The following is a 15,233-nucleotide window of genomic DNA, read 5'->3' on the forward strand; positions in this document are numbered from 1 at the left end:
AGGACAAAAATCAGGAAGGAGACGAGAAAGGCGATTTCCCGCCTTTTTAGTCATATAAGGTATCGCTGGAATACCCTAAACCATTTGGGGTAAATGAAGGCTGCCAATGCAGAGGCAGCCTGAAAGGAGACGGATATTAGTTACACGCTAACACTTTAATCGCGAGGCCACCGGTTGAAGTTTCACGGTATTTCGAGTTCATGTCTTTACCGGTTTCGTACATGGTTTCGATAACTTTATCGAGACACACGCGCGGCTCGCTGGTACGGCGCAGCGCCATACGTGAAGCATTCACCGCTTTCACCGCTGAAATAGCATTTCGCTCGATGCACGGCACCTGAACCTGTCCCGCAAGCGGGTCACAGGTCAGCCCAAGGTGATGTTCCATCGCAATTTCCGCGGCCATAAACACCTGCGCGGTGCTGCCGCCCAACAGTTCAGTCAGACCGGCTGCCGCCATAGAACACGCCACGCCGACTTCACCCTGACAACCGACTTCTGCACCGGAAATCGAGGCGTTCATTTTGAACAAAATGCCGACCGCACCGGACGCCAGGAAGAAACGGCTGTAAGAATCCGGGCTGATCGGACGGATAAACTGATCGTAATACGTCAGTACCGCCGGAATGATGCCGCATGCGCCGTTGGTCGGTGCCGTCACCACACGTCCCCCGGCGGCGTTTTCTTCATTTACCGCCATCGCGTACATATTGATCCAGTCCACAACGCCCATCGGATCGACATTATTTTTATCCTGTGTGACCAGAATACGGCGCAGCGCTGCGGCACGACGGTTGATTTTCATCGGCCCCGGCAACAGACCTTCGGTATGGATACCGCGCGTAATGCCTTCGCTCATCACGTTCCAGATGGCCGCAAAGTGACCGCTGATCTCGTTACGGGTATGGTCCGCCAGCTCGTTTTGCAGCATGAGAGCCGACAAAGAAAGGCCGGTGTCGGTACAGTGTTTTTGCAAATCACTGGCTGAACGGAACGGATACGGACGCACCACCGGATTTTCGTCCTGCATACCGAATTTGCTGGCTTCGACAATAAAGCCGCCACCAATGGAATAGTAGGTTTGCGTGTACAGCAGCTCATCGCCGTTGAACGCGCTGATGGTCATGCCGTTTTCGTGCAATGGCAGATTATTAAAATGGAAATTCATGCCGGAACCGGCCGGGAAATCCACTTCTTTCGCGCCTTTGCCCAACATCAGCCGCCCTGTCGTTTCCACCTGGCGGATAAACACCGGGATCGCATCAATATCCACATCATCCGGCATATTGCCAGCCAGCCCCATGATGATCGCCAGATCGGTATGGTGGCCTTTACCCGTTAACGATAAAGATCCGTAGACATCGACAACTACGCGGGTGGTAGCAGTAATATGGCCAGAAGAGATAAGTTCATCAGTGAATATTTTCCCGGCTTTCATCGGGCCAACAGTATGCGAACTGGAAGGACCAATACCAATTTTGAAAATATCGAAGACGCTGATCACGGTGGACACTCCATGTGAATAAGATGACGGGCAAAAACACGGGATAAAAGTGAGCAGGAATATCCCCACTCACTTTATTACACTTTATTTTAATGCGTTAATAATTAACCAATCAGGCTAAATACGATGGCTGACATTGCAATCAGCCCCATAATAACCACGAACACGTTGCTGATATGGCCGCTGTATTTTTTCATCGCCGGCACTTTGCGAATAGCATACATAGGCATCAGGAATAACAGCATGGCAATAATCGGGCCGCCCAGAGTTTCAATCATACCCAGAATACTTGGATTCAGAGTCGCGACTAACCAGGTGGTTAATAACATGAAGATGCCGGTATAACGGTTCAGCGTTGGCAGGGCAATAGTTTTACCTTTACCTCGCAGGGATTTAATCACCATACCGTTGAAACCTTCACGCGCGCCCAGATAATGGCCGAGGAAAGATTTAGTAATCGCAATAAAGGCAATAAACGGTGCGATATATTCAATGACCGGGTTAGAGAAGTGGTTGGCTAAATAAGACAGAATAGACACGTTCTGCGATTTGGCTTCCATCAGGTCTGCCGGGGACAGGCTCAGGACGCAACTGAACACGAAGAACATCACAGTGATAACCATCATGATGTGGCTAAATGCCAGAATACGTGAACATTTTTTCTCAGCGTCATCTCCGTACTCTTTGCGTTTTGCGACAGCAAAAGAGGAGATAATCGGTGAGTGGTTGAAGGAGAACACCATCATCGGGATGACCAGCCACAGCGTCATCAGCATGCCGTGGCCCACGCCATTGCCGGACAGCGAGACATTTTCAAACACTGACGTATTCCAGTTAGGAATAAGGTACAGCGCCAGCGCCATCAGCACTGCAACAAACGGGAACACCAGAATACTCATCGCTTTTACGATCATATCCTGACCAAAATGCACCAGCGTCATTAAGCCCAGAATGAGGATCAGTGACAGCAATGCGCGTGGGGGCGCATTCATATGCATCTGGTGAGTAATAAAGCTTTCAACGGTATTGGTGATCGCCACGCTGTAAACCAACAGAATAGGATAGATGGCGAAAAAATAAAGCAGCGTAATTAATTTACCAGCTGAAATACCAAAATGCTCTTCCACGACTTCCGTAATATCTTCACCGGCATTCTTTCCGGATAATACAAACCGGGTTAATCCGCGGTGAGCGAAGAATGTCATTGGAAACGCGAGGATCGCCATGATGATTAATGGAATTAAACCACCGATGCCAGCATTAATAGGAAGAAAAAGAACACCTGCGCCAATTGCCGTTCCATATAAACCTAACATCCACATGGTGTCTGTTTTGCGCCAGGAGCTTACCGATTTTTTAGACAGTGTCCCGATTGTTGTATTATCCATGATTCCTCAGTACCTAATTATAAAAATAATTCCGTTTCCCCAGGAATGGTTGATGTTTTATTACTGCACCCGTCATCAAAAAAACCACCCTGACGGATAAAACATACCATTAATGCGGGCATGATACCTATTGGCAGCATAAAAATCTGGGTAACAGCGTGGCTTTGAGATCATGGTCACGAATATCCCTAAAACGCGGTCTGATATTCCTTTAAATTCCAAACTATTAACATTTTCTCTAATTTAAATTCATCAAATAGTGATTACGGTAACATTTATTTTTTGTGATATTTTGTTATACCCGTGACTATTATTTAAATAACGGTTGAAATACCACCAAGATGTTTTATTTATAGACTCAATTCCCTTGCCTGATCGCTCAATTATTAATCACATAAGAAATGAAATACTTTAGCATTCCTTCATAATGTGCCGTTTTTCTTCCTTGTGTAAAAAATACGGCACAAAGAGAGCCACATTGCAGAACGAAAATTTTTCCACTTACACTTTCAGAACTATTGCCGATAAAGTTATTCTTACGCCACTGTAATAATTTCAACCAGAAGCAACACAGAGCGACTCAATGGGAAAAGCCCGATCAACTTTTTGCCCGTCAGTAAGTACATCCCTGCGCCGTTTTGTTAAGGCTGCGTATGGTGTTGCCCTGCTGATGATGCTGCTGGTCGCTCCGCTGACATCGGGTGTTGCTCAGGACAGCGATCCGCAGGCGGATGCGGCGGTCGCGCAGACCGTGAACGGCATTCTGAGTTACTCACGCTGGCCGGGCGCCACGCCTTCTTCCGTATTAACACTTTGCATCATCCCGCCCGTGAAATATGCCGCGCAACTGACCCCCGATGGCAGCGCATTCACCGGAAGACCGCTCAAAGTCATGACGCTTCCCTTCGACAGCCCGCTGCTCATCTCAGAGTGCGACGCCATTTATTCCGGCAGCACGACAGCGGAGCAGCAGGCGGATTTACATCAGCGTCTGGAAGGTCATGCCATTTTAACTATCGGTGAGCAGGATGATGCCTGTGCATTACTGAACGCATTTTGTCTGGTGATGACACCATTTCATACCGGATTCAAACTGAATCTGGACACGCTGTCCCGCAGCGGCGTGCGGGTTAATCCCGCCGTATTACAACTTGCCAGGGAAAAGGAGTGACCATGGATAATAAAATTCCTGTTCCTGACGTTGAACAGTCGGGCCAGCGCCTGACGCTGAGCGCTGCACTGAACCGAATTCATGTGATTGTGATTTTGACGGCGATCGGACTCGCCGGTTTTCTGCTGACGTTGCTGGCGTTAATCGCCCTGCGCTCACACGCGGAAAGCAATCTGCAACTGACCGCGCGCGCCATCGGCTACACCACTGAAGCCGCGCTGGTCTTTAATGACCCGGCGGCAGCACATGACTCGCTGGAATTTATCGCCCGACGCGGCGATTTCGCGCAGGCAAAAATTCTGACTCCGGCGGGGGCGACCTTCACCGAGTGGCAGCGGCCGGTCAACAGCAACTGGGACAAACTTGGCCAGATAGTCGGTCATGTGGCGTTTCCGGAACCCGTCACGATACCGGTGGTGCATTCTGGCTCAGTCATCGGTACCGTCTGGCTGGCGGGCAACGGCAGTAGCCTGATTGTTTTTCTGCTGGAAACGATTCTCAGCCTGCTTGGGTGTCTGGTGCTGACCGCGCTGGTTGCGCTGTATTTTTCCCGCCGGATGCAAAAAGGCATTGTCGATGCTCTCGGCCACATTACGCATGTCACCCATGAGGTCAGTGCTAACCGCTCGTTTAATCTGCGCGTTCCTTCCGCGCCGATTGCCGAGCTGCACACACTGAGCCAGGACTTCAACAGCCTGCTGACGGAGCTTGAAGCCTGGGAGAACCACATGAGGAATGAAAACGTCTCATTGACGAAAAAAGCATTGCACGACGGTCTGACCGGTCTGCATAATCGCGCGTTTTTCATTGATACCCTTAATCAATGTTTCAATCCGATGCGCCCGCCGCTTTCGCTGGCGTTGCTGTTTATCGATATTGATAATTTTAAGGAAATCAATGATTCGCTCGGACACGCTGCCGGCGACCGGGTGCTGATGGTGATTGGTGAACGGCTGGCGAAAACGCTGCGCAAAGGTGATGTGCTGGCCCGTCTGGGCGGCGATGAGTTTGCCATTCTGCTTGAGCCGATGATTTCTACCGCCGAAGCGGTGGCGTTCGCTGAACGGATTGTCGATATCATGAAAACGCCGGTCATTTTGCTTAACAACAAAACGCTGGATGTGTCACTCAGTATTGGCATTGCGCTTTCGCCCTCACAGGCAAACAGTGCAAAAGAAATTCTGGAAAAGGCCGATGAGGCCATGTATCGCTCGAAAAAAATCTCTGGCAGTTGCTGGCATGTTTCTACAGGAATGCCACTTTCCGCTGCAATGAAAAACTAAAAGGAATTAATGACAATGAAGACCTGCACTACTTTTAAAACCTGGTATCAGTTCGCCGCGATGGGACTTTGCATTCTGTTGCTGGCCGCCTGTCAGAGCAAACCTGCGGGATTAACACCGGAACAAATCGCCGTGCTGCAAAAAAATGGCTTCTCACAGACCGAGGCGGGCTGGGAACTGGGGCTGGATGCCAAAGTTCTGTTTGGGAATAATCAGGACACGCTTTCCGCCGAAAGTAAGCAGTCAGTGGAAAAACTGGCGGGCGAACTTCTGCACGTTGGTCTGAATAAGGTCAATCTCGACGGCCATACTGATAATTACGGCGACGCCAGCTACAACAACGATCTTTCGCTGCGCCGTGCGAATACCGTTGCCGCCGCCTTTGCCGATGCTGGTATGCCACGCGCCAATATCCATACCCGTGGATTAGGCCAGAGCCAGCCAGTTGCCAGCAATAAAACCCAGGCAGGACGCGCGCAGAACCGCCGCGTGTCTGTGATTATTGTGGTTTAACCGACAACAATCCCACCAGATGCAGCGCGGCCTTGCAGTTATCTGTTCTGCGCCAGGCCAGCGCGATTTGCGTCGTTAATGTCTGCCCTGCCAGGGGCAGACACCGCACATTGGTTTCATCAATCTTACTCAGCGACGCCGGCACCAGCGCGTAACCAAATCCTGTCGCCACCATACTCAGCGCCGAAGTAATTTGCGGACATTGCTGTCCGTAGCGCGGCGTAAAGCCCGCTTCTTCGCAGGCCTGCGTCACGGCATCATAAAGCCCCGGCGATAAATCGCGGGGAAAGGTGATCAGCGTCTCGTGGCGCATCGCCGCCAGCCGGACTTCTTTTCCCTGACTGAGGGGATGGCTTTTGGGCAGCGCCACCCTCATTTCCTCGATATCCAGCACCTTATAACTAAACTCTTTACTACGCTCACACGGCAGACGGATAAATGCCGCATCCAGCGCACCCTCGCTCATCACCGTCATCAGCCCCGCCATATCCTTTTCCTGCGGCTCAAGAGTCATGCCTGGATATTTATCCCGAAAACGATGCAACAGCGCAAAAACCTGCGGATTAAACGCCGTCGACGTGGCAAAGCCAATACGCAACGTACCGTTCAGTCCGCGTGCCACAGCGCGGGTGCGCTCAAGGGTGGCATCGGTCAGTTTGATGATAGTTCGCGCGTCGTCGTACAGCACTTTTCCGGCTTCGGTCAGCTCGACGCCACGGGTCAGACGTTTAAGCAAAGGCGTACCGATTTCATGTTCGAGCCGCTGGATTTGCTGGCTCAGAGGAGGCTGGGAGATCCCCAGTTGTTCGGCAGCACGGGTGAAGTGGCCCGTTTCTGCAACCGCGACAAAATAGCGCAGGTGACGAAGTTCCATATCAAAAACGTCTCAAAGTGAACACCTCCTCATATTGGAACTGTGCGCTGAATGGGGTCAACCTTTTCGTTAGCAAAGTTAATTATTCGACGGAGACCCCTGCATGAAAACCCATTCCGGATCCTGTTCCTGCGTCGCGGACATTGCCCGCACGGCGACGGCTTTTAAACATCAGCACCCTGACCGTGTTTTGTATCAGTCCTCGTTGATGAGCGCCCTGCTGAGCGGCGTGTATGAAGGCGACACCACGATGGCGGAATTGCTAAAACACGGCGATTTTGGTCTCGGCACCTTCAATCATCTGGACGGGGAACTGATCGCGTTTAACAGCAACATCTTCCAGCTGCGCGGTGACGGCAGCGCCCGGCGCGCCCTTCCCGAACAAAAAACGCCGTTTGCCGTCATGACATTCTTTAACCCGACGAATGAATACGTCATTGACCGTCCGCATACCCGCGGGCAAATCCACAAGGTGATCGACAACGCCGTCGCCAGTCAGAACACCTTCTGCGCCCTGCGCATTGATGGCGAGTTCAGCCGTGTCGAAACCCGCACCGTGCCGGAACAGCACCGCCCGTATAAGCCGATGCTGGAAGCCATCGAAGCCCAGCCGACGTTTCATATCGAACACAGCCAGGGCGTGCTGATCGGATTTCTGACTCCGGCCTATATCCAGGGCATCAACGTAGCGGGATATCACGAACATTTCATTAACCAGGCGCGAAGCAGCGGCGGTCATGTGCTGGATTATCAGGTGGAGCGCGGCGTGCTGACCTTCGGCACGGTGGAGAAGTTACTGATCGACTTCCCGCAGGACAGCGATTTCCTGCACGCTAATTTATGTCCTGATGATTTAAATGATGCGATTCAGTCCGTTGAGAGTTAACAGCCGCCAGCAAAAGGAATAACGTCATGAAAAATTCAGACAGTAAAACCAACTGGAAATGCGGTGCGGATCTGGTCGTCGCGCAGCTCGAAGCTCAGGGCGTAAAACATGTTTTCGGCATTCCCGGCGCAAAAATCGACCGCGTATTTGATTCACTGGTCGATTCCCACATTAAAACCATTCCGGTACGCCACGAAGCCAACGCCGCCTTTATGGCCGGTGCCGTCGGCCGCCTGACCGGTAAAGCGGGCGTCGCGCTGGTCACTTCCGGCCCCGGCTGCTCGAACCTCATCACCGGCGTCGCCACCGCAACATCTGAAGGCGATCCGCTGGTCGCGCTTGGCGGGGCGGTAAAACGCGCCGACCATGTCAAACAGGTCCATCAGACCATGGATACCGTGGCGATGTTCCGCCCGGTCACCAAGTATTCCGCCGAAGTCACCTCGCCTTCCGCACTGGCCGAAGTGCTGGCGAACGGTTTTCGCGCCGCCGAGTTCGGACGTCCGGGCGCAGCCTTTATCAGCCTGCCAATGGATATCATCAACGAACCGGCAAGCGGTAAACTCCTGACCTCGCAGCCGCCGGTACTGGGCAGCGCGCTGCACGATGCGATATTGCAGGTCTCGCATTTACTGAAAGAGGCCAAAAATCCGGTGTTACTGCTGGGCCTGATGGCCAGTCAGCCGCGTAGTGCCGAAGCCATCCGCCATCTGCTGCACAAAAGTGATCTGCCGGTCACCAGCACTTATCAGGCGGCAGGCGTTATCGATCAGGCCTCTTTCCACCGTTTCGCCGGTCGTGTCGGTTTGTTCAACAATCAGGCCGGTGACCGCCTGCTACGTAATGCCGATCTGGTCATCACTATCGGTTTCAGTCCGGTCGAGTATGAACCGGCGCAATGGAGTAACGGCAACGCCGAACTGGTGCATATCGACGTGATGCCCGCCGAGACCGACAGCGACTATCTGCCGGATGTCGAACTGGTCGGCGACATTGCCGACACGCTGGATTTGCTGACCGAACAGATCCCGCAGCGCATCGATCTGAGCGCCTCTGCCATCGCGATCCTCGAAGATCGCCGCCAGCAACGTGAACTGCTGGATCAGAAGGGCCGCAGCCTGAACCAGTTTGCGATCCACCCGCTGCGTCTGGTGCGCGCGATGCAGGACATCGTCAACAGCGATGTCACCCTGTGCGTCGATATGGGCAGTTTTCACATCTGGATCGCCCGATATCTTTACAGCTTCCGCGCCCGTCAGGTGCTGATTTCCAACGGCCAGCAAACCATGGGCGTCGCGCTACCGTGGGCAATCGGCGCTGCGCTGGTCGATCCCGGCCGCAAAGTGGTTTCCGTATCCGGCGATGGCGGCTTTATGCAATCAAGCATGGAACTGGAAACCGCCGTGCGTTTAGGCGTCAATCTGCTGCACATCATCTGGGTCGACCAGGCGTACAACATGGTGGCAATTCAGGAAGAAAAAAAATACCAGCGCACCTCCGGCATCCAGTTCGGCCCGATAGATTTCAAAGCCTACGCCGACGCTTTCGGCGCCAAAGGATTTGCCGTCACCTCCGCCGAAACGCTGGAAGCCACCCTGCGCGCAGCCATGGACGTACAAGGCCCCGCCGTCGTCGCCGTACCGGTGGATTACAGTGATAACGCGTTACTGATGGGACAACTGGAGATGGGAAGGATTTTTTAGGGGGGATTTGCTAAACGTTAAACGCCCTAGTTAGGGCGTTTTTTTACTCGCAGCGATCATATCTTTCAACTCATCAATCGAGAGAGTACGGTCTTTTTTGCGATGAATAACCCCGTGGCAGTTAGCGCAAACGGGAACGAGATCAATATTAGGGTCGACATTTTTCGCTCCCCCAAATTCAGACACCGGAACAACGTGATGAATATGAATGAAGTCTTTCGCATATTCTCCGTAGAAGTCACCAAAGTTAAAACCACAGGCATAGCAAGTTGTGCCATGAATGATTTTAGCGAGCTTCTTAAGCTTCTGATCTCTTTCATAAGTGGTGACATATTTAGAAGACTTCTTCCCTTCCACATATGAAACCAGAGATTCTTCGTCAGCTTCATTTTCCGTATGCACAACTTCATTTTTTATATCACTGATGACGTGACGTGGTTCAGTTAGCGCAGCGGCTACAGCAATGTCAGCAAAGACTTCTGATGAAATGGGACGGACGCTAGAACGCCAGTAATTGGATTTCTTACTTTCAGGGATTTTTTCATAATAATCATCACCATTTCTAGCAAGAACCGCTTGATCAAATCGTTGAAAGTCAGTCAGGATTGCATTGAGATTACCTGCATCATCAGGCTCTATCCTGCTTATCCTACCAACACCGAAGTAATGCGGAGCGTCGGATAAACGTTGGGAGGAATACTGCTTATTCTCAGACTTTAATTTCCCTTTGTAATAAACAAATCGCATCCCAGGACTTACTGACTTTTGATATTGTTTTGGAAAATGATATAGCTTGCCAGTTTCATCGTCCCACGGGGAAACATCATTCTCCGTTAGCACAACGCACATTTCCTTGTCTGTCATCTACTGATACCTGTTAAGTGAATCAATAGGTTGGAAGTATAATGTGTTCTTGATCGCTTACAACTCATACATTTAATTTCTGAATAGTTTGACCATTCTTTTCGGCAAGAGGGTTAATAAATAATGCATTTACACGTTCAATTTCATTACTTTTCCAAGACATCTCGCAAAACGTAAAACTGCCTAAAAATTCTTCTTACTGTACAAATTCCCGCGTATTACACTCTCTTCGCTGCGGAAAAACCGCAGTCAGAATTAGCGTTCTGTCCCAGTTTGGTGCCATCAACTCTATGAAAATAGAGTAAATATGGTACGGTCTGCACTCACCCAAATTATTGTGGCTCAGACAGTGGCTTCTCACGAAGCACCGGCTCCAGAAAACCGGTAACGCTAACGCTGTTTGAGCTACCACCACGAGATTAGCGTCTCCAGTGGTAGCAAACCCACTATTTTCTGGAGTACTTAACATGCCTAACCTTTACGACAATACCCCGCTGGAACTGGAAGAGATCGTCGATCATTGTCGTGCGTTGTCTTATGCCATTGTGTCGCTGGATAATCCGCAGGCGAAAGACCTGCTCGGTTATATTCTCTGTGAAAGGCTGGAAGTGCTTTACCAGACGCTGGAAATGCCGTTCAGCGATGATGATGTGGTGGTTATTGAAATGGTGGAAACGCTGGCGCATTAAGCGGATTTACCGCCGTAAAAAAGCCAGCGCAAAGGCGCTGGCTTTGGGATCCACAAGGCATGTGAATTAGAAATCGTAGAAGACGGTGACCCAGGTCTGGTCCGGTTCGTTGTCGGTAGAATGCGCCAGTGTGCGTTCCACATAAACAGACAAGCCGTAACCGATGGTAGTACCAGCGCCCAGATAAACGTGGTTCGCGTGATATTCTTCGCCGCCTTTCAATTGCAGGGAATCCGCTGCTACGTAAGGCTGAATAGATTTCAGGAACGGCTTATCGATATTAAAGGTATAACCGACGAAGCCTTCCACACCATAGCCGCTGCCTGCGAAGTAATGATCGACAGGATTTTCACGGGTGCTCGGTACAAAATCTTTGTAATAACTGCCGGTACCGACGATGTACCAGTTATTCGGCTGCCAGGTTAACGCCGTGCCAGACAACTGCTGATGATAATCTTTTTCGTTATATTGATTATCTTTCACCGTGGCGTCCGTCAGGCTGTACGCCGCACTCCAGACTAAATCTTTGGTGAGTTTATAATCGAAACCTAAACCGCCACCATTATTACGGCGATAGTGTTGATCCTCGCCAGCCTGAATTTCATCTTCCGGCAACAGGTAGTTGGCGTATAACGTCACAGGACCAAAGTCATTGGTATATTTGATGCTGTTTTTGGGCTTATTTGCGCCATCGTAATTGCCATTAATACCGATACCTGTACCGCCAGCATGACCATCGTTATCCCATACATCGCTTTTAATCCCGACGACAGAATAATAAATACCGTACTGGTGGCCGTAAGTTAATGTCCCGTAGCGGTCATCTTTAAAGCCTGCATATAACTGACGCTGAGTATCGCGGCGGGAACCCTCTTCGTAGTGGCCATCCATCCCCAGCAGGTGTGCCATATCTACACCCAGCTCGTAGTAGGCAATGACGGAGGTGTCTTGCGTCAGTTTATAATCACCACGGAAGCGGAAACGAGTGCCGCCATCGTGACCATTTTTATAATAACCTGGCTCGGGGCCATTATTAAAAATCCACTCCGGGCGGATACTCCCCCCAACCTGCAAACTTAATGGTGCCAGCAAAGCATTACTCTGAGGATTTTTATCTAAAACAGTAATCTCGGCTTGCGCGCTGGCCGATAACGCCGACAGCACGACGCCGCCAATGAATATTGACGTTTTTAAATTTCTCATTATTACCCTGTCTTTATTATTTATGTGATGTGTGTGCGGTCTTGCGCCGCGTATAAATAATTAACATAGGTCTGACGAGGGACAAAGTGAAAATTCAGAAAGTTCCTTATAAGGAAATTATATATATGGGTCAATTTGCAGGCAACAATATTTTTATATGTAACCAGTGGAAATATTTTGTATCTTATCGATTAAATACAAAACAACATGACAAAATTATAAGCAATGGTAAACTCCCCAGAGATCAGAATTGAAATGTTTTATAACAATTGCATCGTAAAATAGCATCAATAAGTAAACCACACCAGCGTGACTATTACATTACGTGACAGACACGGAATATTATTATAAATAATTTGAGTTAATTAAAAATAGTCAGAATAATATATGGCAAATACTGCTATTAATTAGCCAATTTATTTCATTATCTCCCACATTCTATTCTGACGGACAATACCTCCGATCCCCATACAGAGATTTGCGAGCTGCCTTCCAGTTCTGACAACAAACCACTGTAAATAAACGGGTCTTCCCCTGTTGTGGTGGCTGTTGTAGGATTTTGGTTGTTCACCGAACAATGGGAGATCCCACTTGAATAATGCTGCTGTTGTTATCAGAAATTACACTTCTGCTTTTCCTGACCCCATTTCGTTAACGAAGAATGATATTGCCGTTATCAGCCATTGTGATCTTGAATATCCGGGATGGATATGGATAACACTCCCCTCAGGGAAAGCAGGATGGGCTCCCCAACAAATATTTTCTCCACTCAGCTCTAATGAAGTCACCTGTCTTGAAGATTACACGGCCCATGAATTATCAGTCAGCTTCAACGAGGAAATTACTGTTATCAAGTCTCTTAATGGCTGGTACTGGGCGCTCAAACACTCAGGAGAGTCTGGTTGGGTGCCAGAAGAATGTGTAAATCTTCTGAGTATCTAATCAACCTGGAGCAGTTTCATGGATGAAAAATCCCTCTATGCCCATATCCTTAACCTGTCCGCACCGTGGCAAGTTCAATCGCTTTCTCTTGATGAAAAATCTGGTTCAGTGACGGTCATTGTCGGCATTGTTGAGCACACACAACTGACCTGTCCAACCTGCGGTAAATCCTGCCCCATACATGATCACCGGCGTCGTAAATGGCGTCACCTCGATACCTGTCAGTTCACCACGCTGGTTGAGGCTGATGTCCCCCGCGTCGACTGTCCCGAGCACGGTTGCCAGACATTGCCGGTTCCCTGGGCAGGGCCAGGCAGCCGCTACACTTTGCTGTTCGAAGCCTTTGTTCTGTCATGGCTGAAAGTCAGCACCGTGGATGCTGTCAGAAAACAGCTTAAACTCAGTTGGAATGCTGTGGACGGCATCATGATGCGCGCAGTCAAACGAGGCTTAGCCCGGATAAAACAGCCTTTATCGGCCCGTCACCTCTGCGTGGATGAAGTCGGCTTTAAAAAGGGACACCAGTATGTCACCGTTATCTCTGACAGGCAGGGACGTGCTTTGCAACTGACCGATGATCGCGGTGTAGAGAGTCTTGCGAGTTATCTGCGTAGTCTGAGAGATCATCAGCTTGATGATATAAAAACGCTGTCGATGGACATGAACATGGCCTATATCAGTGCAGCCCGCATCCATCTCCCCAACGCTGTAGATAAAATCGCCTTCGATCACTTCCATGTGGCAAAAATGTTGTGCGCCGTCGTTGATAAAACCCGCCAGGCAGAGATGAAACACATCCCATCGTCTGACAGGAAAGGCGCCCACCGGTCACGCTACCTATGGTTTTACAGCAAACAAAACCGTCTCGGCCACCGCGCTGATAGGTTAGAAGCAGCCCGCCTGGTGTTGCCCCAAACGAGCCAGTGCTGGGTAATGAAAGAGCTTGCCCGCGATCTGTGGCACCGCCGCTATGACGATCATAGTCGTAAGCTGTGGCAGGAATGGATGGCGATGGCCAAAGACACAGGTATACCGCTCATGGCCAGCGTTGCCCGCATGGTGGCAAAGCGCCTTTACGGCATCCTGAATGCAATGAAAAACCGGGTATCGAACGGCAATGCGGAGTCTCTGAACAGTAAAATACGGTTGCTGAGGATCAAGTCACGGGGCTTCAGGAATAAAGAACGGTTCAAGCTGGGCGTAATGTTCCACTACGGGAAGCTGAACATGGCGTTCTGAGTCTCCCACCATGATCGGGGAAGACCCAAATAAACACAGGTTATTTCATTACTGCAAAAACAGGCATAGAGTTCTCTGGCAGCGGCAATCACCCCGCCAGTAAAGGGGGCCTCGACTCACTGACAATGGAATGATCTTCATGACTAACACTGAAAACAGCACGGCATTCACAGCAAATTCGATAACCGTTTTTCGTTCACTGATTGAGGGATTGGATCTCAGCCACTTCGGGGAATCACAGCTTTATGACCTCAGCGCGCTGGCATCGGAGTCCGCCAGCGGACTATGCCAGGGGCTTTTGTGTTTGAGTGAAGGACTGGAGAACTGCGAGATATTACCCCCGGAAGGGATCGCACAAGTCAGCGGCTATCTGAAAGCGTCAGCGCATCTGATCCCTGTACTCTTTGAATTATGCGAACAGGCCAACAGCGGCCTGATGCGCATGAAAAAAATTACGGCATATCCGATGAACTGAGTATTGTTGCAATATCCCGCATGACCACGCGCGCTATCTTGCAGATCCCACCGAGCTGGAAAAATCCGTGGATGACACCCTTATAGCGCTGCGCAGTACACTCAATACTCTGTTCTGTCAGCCGGGAGAACACCGCCTCGCCTTCGTCACATAACGGATCGTATTCCGCCGTGATGATATGAACCGGCGGTAATCCGGCAAAGTCATCGCGCCACAGAGGGCTGGCTTCAGGGTGCATGAAGTCAGTTTTCGGAAAATAAGCTTCAAAACCGCTGAGTAAAGTGTCGCTGTTCAGCACGTAATCCTCACCATTGCGCTTATGGCTGTCAGATGCAGCGGTCGCGTCAATCATCGGATATATCAGAACAAGTTGTTGCGGCAACCACTGCCCGGCATTTCTTAAACGCAGAGCGGTGATAAGGGCCAGATGTTCGCCTGCGCTGTCACCCATGAGCATTATCTGATTGCGGGACGAAGGTCGGCCAGCAGCGATGAAGTC

The 15,233-nt window shown here is 50.3% G+C and carries 14 protein-coding genes and 1 pseudogene; 9 read left to right on the forward strand and 6 right to left on the reverse strand.

Features of this window, described 5'->3' with window-relative positions; all coding sequences use genetic code 11:
- Positions 1 to 136: 136 nt before the first annotated feature.
- Positions 137 to 1,504 (reverse strand): L-serine ammonia-lyase, encoded by a 1,368-nt coding sequence (locus J1784_RS06320; protein ID WP_217148480.1) that lies wholly within the window; start codon positions 1,502 to 1,504, stop codon positions 137 to 139.
- A gap of 104 nt (positions 1,505 to 1,608) precedes the next feature.
- Positions 1,609 to 2,892: an HAAAP family serine/threonine permease gene (locus tag J1784_RS06325; RefSeq protein ID WP_217148481.1), complete on the reverse strand. Its 1,284-nt coding sequence runs from the start codon at positions 2,890 to 2,892 to the stop codon at positions 1,609 to 1,611.
- 583 nt (positions 2,893 to 3,475) lie between these two features.
- Here J1784_RS06325 and yfiR point away from each other — a divergent pair.
- The 3 genes from yfiR to yfiB are packed head-to-tail and all read left to right on the forward strand — an operon-like array spanning position 3,476 to position 5,859.
- Positions 3,476 to 4,063, forward strand: coding sequence for a regulatory sequestration protein YfiR (gene yfiR, locus J1784_RS06330; RefSeq protein WP_238485415.1), 588 nt, complete (start codon positions 3,476 to 3,478; stop codon positions 4,061 to 4,063).
- Between the two features lie 2 nt (positions 4,064 to 4,065).
- Positions 4,066 to 5,346 carry a diguanylate cyclase DgcN/YfiN gene (gene dgcN, locus J1784_RS06335; protein WP_217148482.1) on the forward strand — a complete coding sequence of 427 codons (1,281 nt, stop codon included), beginning with the start codon at positions 4,066 to 4,068 and terminating at the stop codon, positions 5,344 to 5,346.
- A gap of 15 nt (positions 5,347 to 5,361) precedes the next feature.
- Positions 5,362 to 5,859, forward strand: coding sequence for an outer membrane lipoprotein YfiB (gene yfiB, locus J1784_RS06340; protein WP_217148483.1), 498 nt, complete (start codon positions 5,362 to 5,364; stop codon positions 5,857 to 5,859).
- On the opposite strand, the gene J1784_RS06345 is transcribed toward yfiB, so the two are convergent.
- Positions 5,846 to 6,733 (reverse strand): LysR family transcriptional regulator, encoded by an 888-nt coding sequence (locus tag J1784_RS06345; RefSeq protein ID WP_217148484.1) that lies wholly within the window; start codon positions 6,731 to 6,733, stop codon positions 5,846 to 5,848. The two genes, yfiB and J1784_RS06345, sit on opposite strands and share 14 nt — an antisense overlap.
- 103 nt (positions 6,734 to 6,836) lie before the next feature.
- Between J1784_RS06345 and budA the strand changes: the two genes are divergently transcribed.
- Both budA and alsS read left to right on the forward strand, forming a co-directional pair.
- Positions 6,837 to 7,619: an acetolactate decarboxylase gene (budA, locus tag J1784_RS06350; protein WP_217148485.1), complete on the forward strand. Its 783-nt coding sequence runs from the start codon at positions 6,837 to 6,839 to the stop codon at positions 7,617 to 7,619.
- Between the two features lie 26 nt (positions 7,620 to 7,645).
- Complete coding sequence (gene alsS / locus J1784_RS06355; protein ID WP_217148486.1) at positions 7,646 to 9,322, forward strand: acetolactate synthase AlsS; 1,677 nt, start codon at positions 7,646 to 7,648, stop codon at positions 9,320 to 9,322.
- A 30-nt stretch (positions 9,323 to 9,352) separates the two neighbouring features.
- On the opposite strand, the gene J1784_RS06360 is transcribed toward alsS, so the two are convergent.
- Positions 9,353 to 10,186, reverse strand: coding sequence for an HNH endonuclease (locus tag J1784_RS06360; RefSeq protein WP_217148487.1), 834 nt, complete (start codon positions 10,184 to 10,186; stop codon positions 9,353 to 9,355).
- A 467-nt stretch (positions 10,187 to 10,653) separates the two neighbouring features.
- Here J1784_RS06360 and J1784_RS06365 point away from each other — a divergent pair, with 467 nt between their 5' ends.
- Positions 10,654 to 10,875: a hypothetical protein gene (locus tag J1784_RS06365; protein ID WP_217148488.1), complete on the forward strand. Its 222-nt coding sequence runs from the start codon at positions 10,654 to 10,656 to the stop codon at positions 10,873 to 10,875.
- A 66-nt stretch (positions 10,876 to 10,941) separates the two neighbouring features.
- On the opposite strand, the gene J1784_RS06370 is transcribed toward J1784_RS06365, so the two are convergent.
- Positions 10,942 to 12,078 (reverse strand): porin, encoded by a 1,137-nt coding sequence (locus J1784_RS06370; RefSeq protein ID WP_217148489.1) that lies wholly within the window; start codon positions 12,076 to 12,078, stop codon positions 10,942 to 10,944.
- 591 nt (positions 12,079 to 12,669) lie between these two features.
- On the opposite strand from J1784_RS06370, the gene J1784_RS06375 reads away from it, so the two are divergent.
- The 3 genes from J1784_RS06375 to J1784_RS06385 all read left to right on the forward strand — a co-directional run bounded on the left by J1784_RS06375 (position 12,670) and on the right by J1784_RS06385 (position 14,734).
- Positions 12,670 to 13,020: an SH3 domain-containing protein gene (locus J1784_RS06375; protein ID WP_119262276.1), complete on the forward strand. Its 351-nt coding sequence runs from the start codon at positions 12,670 to 12,672 to the stop codon at positions 13,018 to 13,020.
- Between the two features lie 18 nt (positions 13,021 to 13,038).
- On the forward strand, positions 13,039 to 14,259 hold the full coding sequence (locus J1784_RS06380; protein ID WP_217148490.1) for an ISL3 family transposase: 1,221 nt from the start codon (positions 13,039 to 13,041) through the stop codon (positions 14,257 to 14,259).
- A gap of 139 nt (positions 14,260 to 14,398) precedes the next feature.
- A complete protein-coding gene (locus J1784_RS06385; protein ID WP_217148491.1) occupies positions 14,399 to 14,734 on the forward strand; it encodes a hypothetical protein in 336 nt (111 codons plus the stop codon).
- Here J1784_RS06385 and J1784_RS06390 read toward each other — a convergent pair.
- A pseudogene (locus J1784_RS06390) lies at positions 14,712 to 15,203 on the reverse strand (alpha/beta hydrolase); the annotation flags it as partial. The gene J1784_RS06385 and the pseudogene J1784_RS06390 overlap by 23 nt on opposite strands.
- Between the last annotated feature and the right edge of the window lie 30 nt (positions 15,204 to 15,233).

This window comes from Rahnella ecdela (assembly GCF_019049625.1).
Lineage (GTDB): Bacteria > Pseudomonadota > Gammaproteobacteria > Enterobacterales > Enterobacteriaceae > Rahnella > Rahnella ecdela.